The 8,516-nt window shown below is 59.7% G+C and carries 5 protein-coding genes; 4 read left to right on the forward strand and 1 reads right to left on the reverse strand.

The genetic code is table 11. The annotated features are described in order from the left end of the window. Positions 1-1,726: cell wall-binding repeat-containing protein (locus Q0X47_RS08060; RefSeq protein ID WP_297724828.1), on the reverse strand; the 1,726-nt coding region annotated here is incomplete at its 3' end. Positions 1,727-1,842: 116 nt separating this feature from the next. Between Q0X47_RS08060 and Q0X47_RS08065 the strand changes: the two genes are divergently transcribed. The 4 genes from Q0X47_RS08065 to Q0X47_RS08080 form a co-directional block, all read left to right on the forward strand. Then, the gene (locus Q0X47_RS08065; RefSeq protein ID WP_297724831.1) at positions 1,843-5,097 is read left to right on the forward strand and encodes an MMPL family transporter; all 3,255 of its coding nucleotides are present in this window, start codon (positions 1,843-1,845) and stop codon (positions 5,095-5,097) included. Between the two features lie 131 nt (positions 5,098-5,228). Further along, a complete protein-coding gene (locus Q0X47_RS08070; protein WP_297724833.1) occupies positions 5,229-5,939 on the forward strand; it encodes a DUF4282 domain-containing protein in 711 nt (236 codons plus the stop codon). Positions 5,940-6,031: 92 nt separating this feature from the next. Next, a complete protein-coding gene (locus Q0X47_RS08075; protein ID WP_297724836.1) occupies positions 6,032-7,564 on the forward strand; it encodes a Re/Si-specific NAD(P)(+) transhydrogenase subunit alpha in 1,533 nt (510 codons plus the stop codon). Positions 7,565-7,567: 3 nt separating this feature from the next. Continuing rightward, positions 7,568-8,516 (forward strand): NAD(P)(+) transhydrogenase (Re/Si-specific) subunit beta (locus Q0X47_RS08080; protein ID WP_297724839.1); only part of this gene is annotated, 949 nt, incomplete at its 3' end.

The raw sequence follows: 8,516 nt of genomic DNA on the forward strand, positions 1-8,516 counted from the left end.
GTTTCGACCCGGCCGGGGGTACCAGCACAAGTTTCGCGCCTTGCTTGACCGTGTAGGCTCCGGCTGACAGGGCGTCGGGGAAGTTTCGTCCCGACACCATCACCAGGCCGTTTACGCTGCGTCCCAGGTCAAGGCCGGTGGCGAGGTTGCGGGCGGTTTCGTAACGGTCCGCTCCGGTGTAGGTCGTGCCGGGATTGATACCGGCAGAAGCCACAGCACTCTGGGCCGGACCGCCAACAGTGATGATTGTAGTGCTGTTCAGAAGCGGTTTCAGGTAGCTTTGTGTAGTGGGGGGCAGGTTGGCGCCGCTGGAGAGCACCAGGGAGGTCTGCATTGCTCCGGCCGCGGCTCCGGCAGCCAGGGCGTCGGGGAAGTTGATACCGTCAGCCACCAAGACTGCGCTGGGTGCGCCTCCCAGAGAATCGCGATATTGCGCGACTTTCACGGCTGTTTCAAAACGATTCGCGCCGATGAGCTCCACCAATTCCAGACCTTTGGCTGCAATTGCCGCCCGGTCGGCAGCGCTCAGCCCCGCGGTTCCGCCCACGCGTACCACCCGGCGTAGCCCAAATTTATCCAGGGCTTTCACGGCTTGGGAGTCCAGGTGGTCGCGGGAGTTCGACAGCACCAGTGTGGAGCTGGTGACGCCGGACAGCTGCGTCGCGGCCAAACCGTCAGCGGCTATCAACCCGGTGGTGAGAATCAGCGTCTCCACGTTGGGTGATGCCTCGGCAATCATCCCCGAAGTCTCCATCCGGTCGGCGCCGCTGACCCGCATAATATGGGGCGGGAGCTGTTTATAGGGCAAATCGGCGCCACTCAAACCACGCACCGGCACCCCTAAACTCGCCAGCCAAGTGCCGAAACGCGACATCGGCGAAGCGGCGTTGAACAGCAGCTGTTCGGTGCTGTCCGTGAAAGCTGTATGGGATTTCGAGCTGGTGATGCCGACCACTTCGCCGGCAGCGTTGTACAGTGGCCCGCCGGAGTCGCCCTTGTCTACCGCCATCGGCACGGTGGCCAGGATATTGCCACCAGCGGGAATCTGGAAACGTTGGGCGGTGCGGGCGTCCAAAGTGTTGACATTGGCGCAGTAGTTTCCTTTGCCGCCAATCATCTGGGAGACACTGTCGATAGTGGCGGATTCCTTGATGATGTAGTTTTGCCCGCAAATATACAGGGGAGTGCTGGGGGGCTGAACTGCCGCGCTGACTGGGGCGATGGGGTGATTTGCCGGGGTAGTCACCACCAGCGCCACATCGCTTTGCGTGGTCGTTTCCCAGGTCACTCCGGTGGCGATGGGCGAGGTGCCCGGAACGTGAGAGTTGGCTGAATAAATCCGTGCCGGCCCTTGGGGCAAACTCTTAAAGCAGTGGGCCGCGGTCAGCACCATGTTGGACGCGACCCAAACCCCGGAACACAGGGACGCCATCCCGTCCGGACCCGGTCCGATAATAATCTGGACGGTGGCCGGGTGCGGGTCAGGAATCTGTCCGGCCTGGGTAGAGCCAGTATCTGGGGAGTTCACAAGCGGTGTCGCGCGGTCTGGCTGGTCAGCAGGGGTGGGCGGGAGAAGCTGGTGAACCTCGGTTGGCGGGTAACCCGACGGAGTGTCGCCGGTTCCGGCGCGTGCAGGCGCGACCGGACCGATGCCGACGAGAGCGAAAGCCAACATAAAGAGTGCCGGAACCCACAGGGCGCGGCGCAGCGTGAGACCAGGGACCATAAAGTTAATTATCAACCCTTGACGTGGATTTATCCAACCATAGTGGTTTCGTGACAGGACAAAAACAGAGTTCCATTCCGGGTGCGACTCCCACGCGGTCTAGGTACATTTGATATATGTATGTCAAGCTCGCTCGTTTTTTAGCCCTCAGACCGAAGCGAGTTCTGGCATTTTGGATTCTGGTAGTTATTGCCACCGCGCTCAGTGCGGTGACCGGATTTGGAAATCCCCTGTGGAATCGGCTCATTTCTGATGTACCCCAGGCGACCCCTTCGGAGTCTCACACCGGTCAAGTCATGGTGGAAAGTCACCAGACCGCGGCCTATTCCGTGATGGCCTACGTTTCCGGGGTCGATTTGCGCTCAGAGCTGGAACAGGCCCCAAAGCTGGCCAGTCAGTTGGATGAGATGAAGGCTCAGGCCGAGGATCAGGGGGATAAAGCCAAAAAACTCGGTGATGAAGCGAAAGCGGCTGGGGATCCGGCGCAGGCTTTAGCTGATGAGGCGCGAGCCCTCGGGGCGAAAGCCACCGAGCTGGGGAACCGTGCCACCAGCCTGGGGAACCAGGCCAAAGCTCTGGGACACGAAGCGCAGGTCGCGGGCGCAAAAGCGCAGGAATTGAAGTCTCAAGCGGAGGCTGCTGGGGCGCGGGCTCAGGCGGCGGGGGCGAAGGCGCAGGATTTGAAGTCTCAAGCTCAGGCGGCTGGGGCGCGGGCTCAGGCGGCGGGGGCGAAAGCGCAGGATTTGAAGGCTCAGGCGGAGGCGGCCGGGGCAAAAGCCCAGCAGCTCGCCACTAGTGGCGATATGGCGGGAGCCGGGGCGGCGAAAGGGCAAGCTGAACAGCTCGGCGCCCAATCCCAACAGGCCGGCGCCGAAGCCCAGGAACAGGGCGCCCTCGCCCAACAGCTCGGGGCCCAAGCTCAGGCGGCAGGAACCGAAGCCCAGACCGAGGCCGCTCGAGCCCAAGAAATCGGCGCCCAAGCGCAGGCAGTCGGTGATCAGGCTCTTGCCAGCGGAAACCGGGCTCAGAGTCTCGCGGCGCAAGCCCGCCGACTGGGCGACCAAGCCAAAGCGAAAGGCGACAAGGCTCAGAACCTGGGCGATCAGGCGAAAGATAAGGGCGACATTGCCAAAGACCTGGCTGACCGCGCCCAAGCGCTGGGCGATTCGGCAAAAGCGCTGGGCGACCAAGCCAAAGCGCTGTCCGAACCCGACTGGCCCGTCTCGAAAGCCCTGCACACCGAGCTGAAACAGTTTGAAACGAAACTGAAAGGGATGCCTCACGTAGATAAGGTGGCTTATCCTTTCGTGGAATATAACGCCATGCTCGATCCTCAAGCGCGGGAACTGGTGGCAAAAGATGGCCACGGGTTTGTCATCGTGGCCACCATGGATTTACGGGTGAACGGGAAAGCTCAAAAGACCCCGCCGAAACAGTTCGAGCCTGACGTTAAGAACGTAGAGAAAGCCCTGGGCGGCTTGGGGTCAACGCTGCGGACAGCCCTGCCCAAAGATGCTGTGCAGTCCGATTTTCGGGTGCGGGTCACGGACATGAGTCTGGTAAACGAGGCCGGAATCCAAACCCTTAAGAACGACCTGGTGCGTTCTGAATCGATTGGGATTCCGCTGTCCTTCCTGATTATGGCGGTCGTGTTCGGAGGATTTTTGGCCGCTTTGCTGCCGCTGTCGGGGGCATTGGTGGCGATTTCTACCGCCTTGGCCATCATGTTGGGAATGACCTACCTGTTTGAGCAGCAATCTTTCGCTGTCAACGTGATTTCGGTGCTGGGGCTGGGGCTGTCCATCGACTACGGTTTGCTGATAGTGTCGCGCTACCACGAGGAACTTGTGCGCTTACGTAGCCTGCCGGAAGACGAATGGAAACCGGACTTCTCCGGAGTGAAAAAACCCAAGACCCGCGAACGGCTGGAAGCCTTGAATCCGCGCTATCTGCGTGCTTTGGAAATTACCCTGGCAACAGCAGGGCGAACCACGTTCTTTAGTGCCCTGACGGTGGCGATTGCGTCCTCCGGCATGATTTTCTTCCGGCCGGAACTGTTGAAGTCCCTGGGTATCGCGGGTTCCTCCACCGTGCTGTTGGCGATGATTGCGGCGCTGACCTTGGTGTCTGCCCTCATGTTTATGGCCTCTGCTCGCCTGGAAAAGCCCTCCATCCTGACCAAGATTCCGTTCCTGCGCCGTTTCATGGGCGACGCCGAGCCGGCGCATGTGGAGCACCGGGTGCAGCAGAGCAAAGATCCGCAGGGCACGCCGGAAGTTGACTCGGAAACAGAAAACACGTTCTTCTATCGCATCTCTATCGCGGTAACCCGCCGACCCTGGCTGTCTTTCATTGTCTCAGCAGCGGTTTTAGTGGCGGCGTGCCTGCCGCTGGCGACCTTGAACCTGCGCAACTCGCTGTTTGATATGCTGCCCATTCACAACGAGCAAAGGGTCTTGTACGAAGACTTAGCTGCCCAGGTGCCGCGCACCGGACTGCCCCCGGTCCGGATTGTTGCCGAGGACACCACCCCCGAAGAACTCGACGCCTGGACCGAAGCAAACCTCAGCGATATCAAAGGGATTGCCCAAGTGTTCGCCGCTTCCCAGCTGGGCGACACGAAAGACTCCGTGGCGATTGTGGATTTGGAGACGAAAGACATCGGTTCGCCCCAAGCCGAGAGAATCGTGAAGGAAATACGGGATAAACCCCACGATTTCCAACGCTATGTCATCGGCCAGGCGGCGAACCAAATCGACTTCATCTCATCGTTGGCTCAAGGACTGCCCTGGGTGCTCAGCGTGCTGGTGATTATCACCATTATCCTGCTGTTCCTCATGACCGGCTCGATAGTGATACCGCTACAAGCCCTGGTGATAAACACGTTGTCGCTGATGGCGACCCTGGGGATCTCTACCCTGGTCTTTGTTGACGGTTTCGGGGTGGAGCTTTTGGGTGCCCAAAAACTGCCGGGGCTGGAATCTTACGTGGTCGTGATGTTGATGTGCTTCGGCTTCGGGCTGTCGATGGACTATGAGCTGTTCCTGCTGTCTCGGATGAAAGAGGTGTGGGACGAGACCGGGTCGGCCCGGCTGTCGGTCATTCAAGGTTTGACGCGGTCGGCGCGGATTGTCACTTCCGCAGCGACCATTCTGGTCTTTGTGTTCCTTGCGTTCGTGACCGGACGCATGATTGTGTTGAAGCAAGTTGGATTTATCTTGGCGCTGGCGGTCGCCTTTGACGCCACTATCGTCCGGATGGTGCTGGTGCCTTCCGTGATGGCGCTGTTTGGACGGGTGAACTGGTGGGCGCCGCGACCGCTGCGCCGCCTGCATAACCGTTTCTCGGAAAATTTCGCTCACCACGGGTGAGGGACGCGGCAGCAATTCCAGGTAAATTTCGGGTAAAGACTTCCTCGCTGTTTTGGTCAAAACGAGTGTGTACGCGGGCTTCGAAGTGATATGGTTTTTTTGTAAAATTGTGTGATTTGAAAGGAAAAATCGTGAGCCTGCCTCCACCCCCAGAAAATGATTCTCTGCCTCCCGCTCCCGTAAACCCCGCGGTTTACCCCGGCGCCCAGCCCGCGGTGCCTCCCGCGCAGCCGCAACCTCCCGTGCAGCCCGCCGCTCAGCCTAGCCAGCCGGAACAGCCCGGTTTTGCCCCGGCTCAACCCCCCACTCCGGCGCAGCCTAGCCAACCGATGCAACCCGGCTACACCCCCCTTCAGACCGGAACACCTACCGGGGCAATACCTGCACAGACACCGGCACCGCAGCCCTACCAACAGATGTCCGGGGCTCAGCCCTACCCTCCCCAAGGGGCACCGTCCGGAAACGCTGCGTCTTATGCCCAATATCAGCAGCCCGGTCCCGCGGTAAAACGCAGTAATCCGTTCGAGGGCCTTTTTGATCTGAGATTCAACAAATTCATCACCATTCCTTTGTTGGGAATCGTCTATGCCGTTGGCATAGCAGTCGCTTGTCTCACCGCGCTGTTTGTTTGGGGAGGCAGCGCAAGCGCGCTGGTCGGCATGGGCGCACCAAGTGCTTTGGCGTTCCTGGTGGGAATTCCGGTAGTTCTGGTGCTGTTCCTCAATATACTTCTGTGGCGCGTCACGCTAGAGAGTATTGTGGCGCTGATTCGCGTGGCTGAAAACAGCACCAAGATTTTGGAAGCTACTGAAAAAATCGAAGCTGCCCACGAAAAGGGATAAGCCTCGGTTGCTGATAGGATAAACCCGTCACGGGGACCATCCCGCCCCGGCCCGTTCGAGGGCCGGAAACTGTTGACATTCAGGAGTTATACGTGCGTATAGGAATACCGAGAGAGCCCGCAGAAGGGCAAAAACTGGTATCCGCCACACCTGACACCGTAGGCAAACTGATTAAGTTGGGCTATGAGGTAATCGTCGAAGCCGGAGCAGGCGCCGACGCATCGTACCCTGACCAGCTTTATCGCGACGCCGGTGCCGAAGTGGTGGGACCGCAGGAAGTTTGGCAGGCAGACATTGTCACGACTTTGGACACCCCGCCGGAAGACAAAATTGACCAGCTGCGTGAAGGCAACGTGCTGATTTCACGCCTCGGGGTGCGCATCCACCCCGAAATCGCCGAAGTGTTCGCTAAACGCAACGTGACCGCGATTTCGATGGACGCAGTGCCGCGGATTACCCGCGCTCAGGCGATGGACGTGCTGTCCTCGATGGCAAACATCGCTGGTTACCGCGCGGTTATCGAAGCTGCTAACGCTTTCGGGCGCTTGTTTACCGGTCAAGTTACCGCCGCCGGCAAGATGCCTCCCGCTAAGGTTTACGTTATCGGCGCTGGTGTCGCCGGGCTGGCAGCCATCGGCACCGCGAACTCGATGGGTGCCATCGTCCAAGCTACTGACGTGCGTGCCGCCGCTGCCGAACAGGTGGAGTCCATGGGAGCTGAGTTCGTGGAGATTCCCGCTCCAGCCCAGGAATCCTCCGACGGCTACGCCAAGGAAATGAACGAGGATCAGGCCAAAGCGGCCCTGAAACTCTATACCGAGCAGGCGGCCGCTTCCGACATCGTCATTACGACCGCCCAGATTCCGGGCCGTCCCGCCCCGCTGTTGCTCACTGCCGAAGCGGTGGGGGGCATGAAGCCCGGTTCTGTCATTGTGGACATGGCGGGCGGCAACTGCGAACTGACCAAGGCAGGCGAAGTCATCGTCACCGACAACGGCGTGACCATCATCGGATTTACTGACCTCGCCAACCGCCTGCCCGGCCAGGCCTCCCAGCTCTACGGGCAAAACATTGTGAACCTCATGAAACTTATGACCCCGGAAAAGGACGGCACCATCGTCTTTAACCTGGAGGACGAGGTCGTGCGGGCCATCACTATTGCCCACGAAAAGGACGTGTTGTGGCCCCCGCCGCCCATTTCGGTCTCGGCGGCCCCGGCCAAGCCCGCCCCCGGCGCAGGTGCGCCCGCGGCTGCCGCTCCGGAAAAGCCGAAGTCCCACGCTATGCGGAACTTCTGGATTTTCGTGGCGGCCGTGCTGGGCATTGCCTTGGTCGCGGTGACACCGTTCTCGATGCTGCCCTACTACATAATTTTGGCGCTGGCGATTGTGGCCGGGTTCTACGTCATTACCAACGTGACCCACTCGCTGCACACCCCGCTGATGAGCGAAACGAACGCGATTTCGGGCATCATTCTGGTTGGTGCGATTCTGTCGCTGGCCCAATCGACCTCGTGGATTGTGACGGGTCTGGCGGGTCTGGCCATCCTCATTGCTTCTATCAACATTTTCGGCGGTTTCTTTGTGACCCACCGAATGCTCAAGATGTTCCAGAAGGAGGACTAAGCCATGTTGCACACACTTGTGAATTTTGCCGCTAACGCGACTGACCACGCCGACATGACCACCCTCGCCTACTGGAGCGATCACGTCGAATACTTCGCTTACCTCATCGCTGCCCTGCTGTTCATCATGGCTTTGGCGGGTCTGTCTAACCAGACCACCGCCCTGCGCGGCAACAAGTTCGGTATCGCCGGCATGAGCATCGCGCTCGTGTCGATTATCTTTGTCGCCCTGACGGCCACCCCGCCGGCAAACGCCGTGACCCACGTCGGTCAAACCGCCTCTATCCTGGCAGGATGTATGCTGCTGGGGGCGATTATCGGCTTGTGGAAAGCCAAGAACGTGAAGATGACGGGAATGCCCGAACTCATCGCCCTGTTGCACTCGTTTGTGGGTCTGGCGGCGGTGCTGGTCGGGTTCAACACTTTCATGGAACTTTCGGCCACCGATAACGCGGAAACCGTGCGCGACATGGGTTTCCATCTGGGCGAAGTCGGGATTGGCATCTTTATCGGCGCGGTGACCTTCACCGGGTCCATCATTGCCTACCTGAAGTTGTCGGCCAAGATTAAAGGCAAGCCGTTGATGCTGCCGGCGCGTAACTTCCTGAATATCCTGATGATTTTGGCGGTTATCGCCATGATTGTGTGGATGATTGTGTCCAAGCGCACGGACCCGGCCGGTGCCGATGCTGCTCTGCTCCAGCAGCAGTGGATTGCTTTGGGTGTTCTGACCGCGATTTCCCTGGTGCTCGGTTTGCACCTGGTGGCCGCTATTGGCGGCGGGGATATGCCGGTGGTCGTGTCCATGCTGAACTCATACTCCGGCTGGGCGGCTGCGGCGGCGGGCTTTATGCTGTCCAACCCGCTGTTGATCATTGTCGGCGCCCTGGTCGGTTCCTCCGGTGCGTTCCTGTCCTACATCATGTGTAAAGGCATGGGCCGCTCGTTTATCT

The sequence above is a fragment of the uncultured Mobiluncus sp. genome (assembly GCF_947254095.1).
Lineage (GTDB): Bacteria > Actinomycetota > Actinomycetes > Actinomycetales > Actinomycetaceae > Mobiluncus.

What these genes read in the sequence shown, in the direction of transcription:
- Q0X47_RS08065 (WP_297724831.1), top strand. Translation starts at nt 1,843, where the DNA reads ATGTATGTCAAGCTCGCTCGTTTTTTAGCCCTCAGACCGAAGCGAGTT.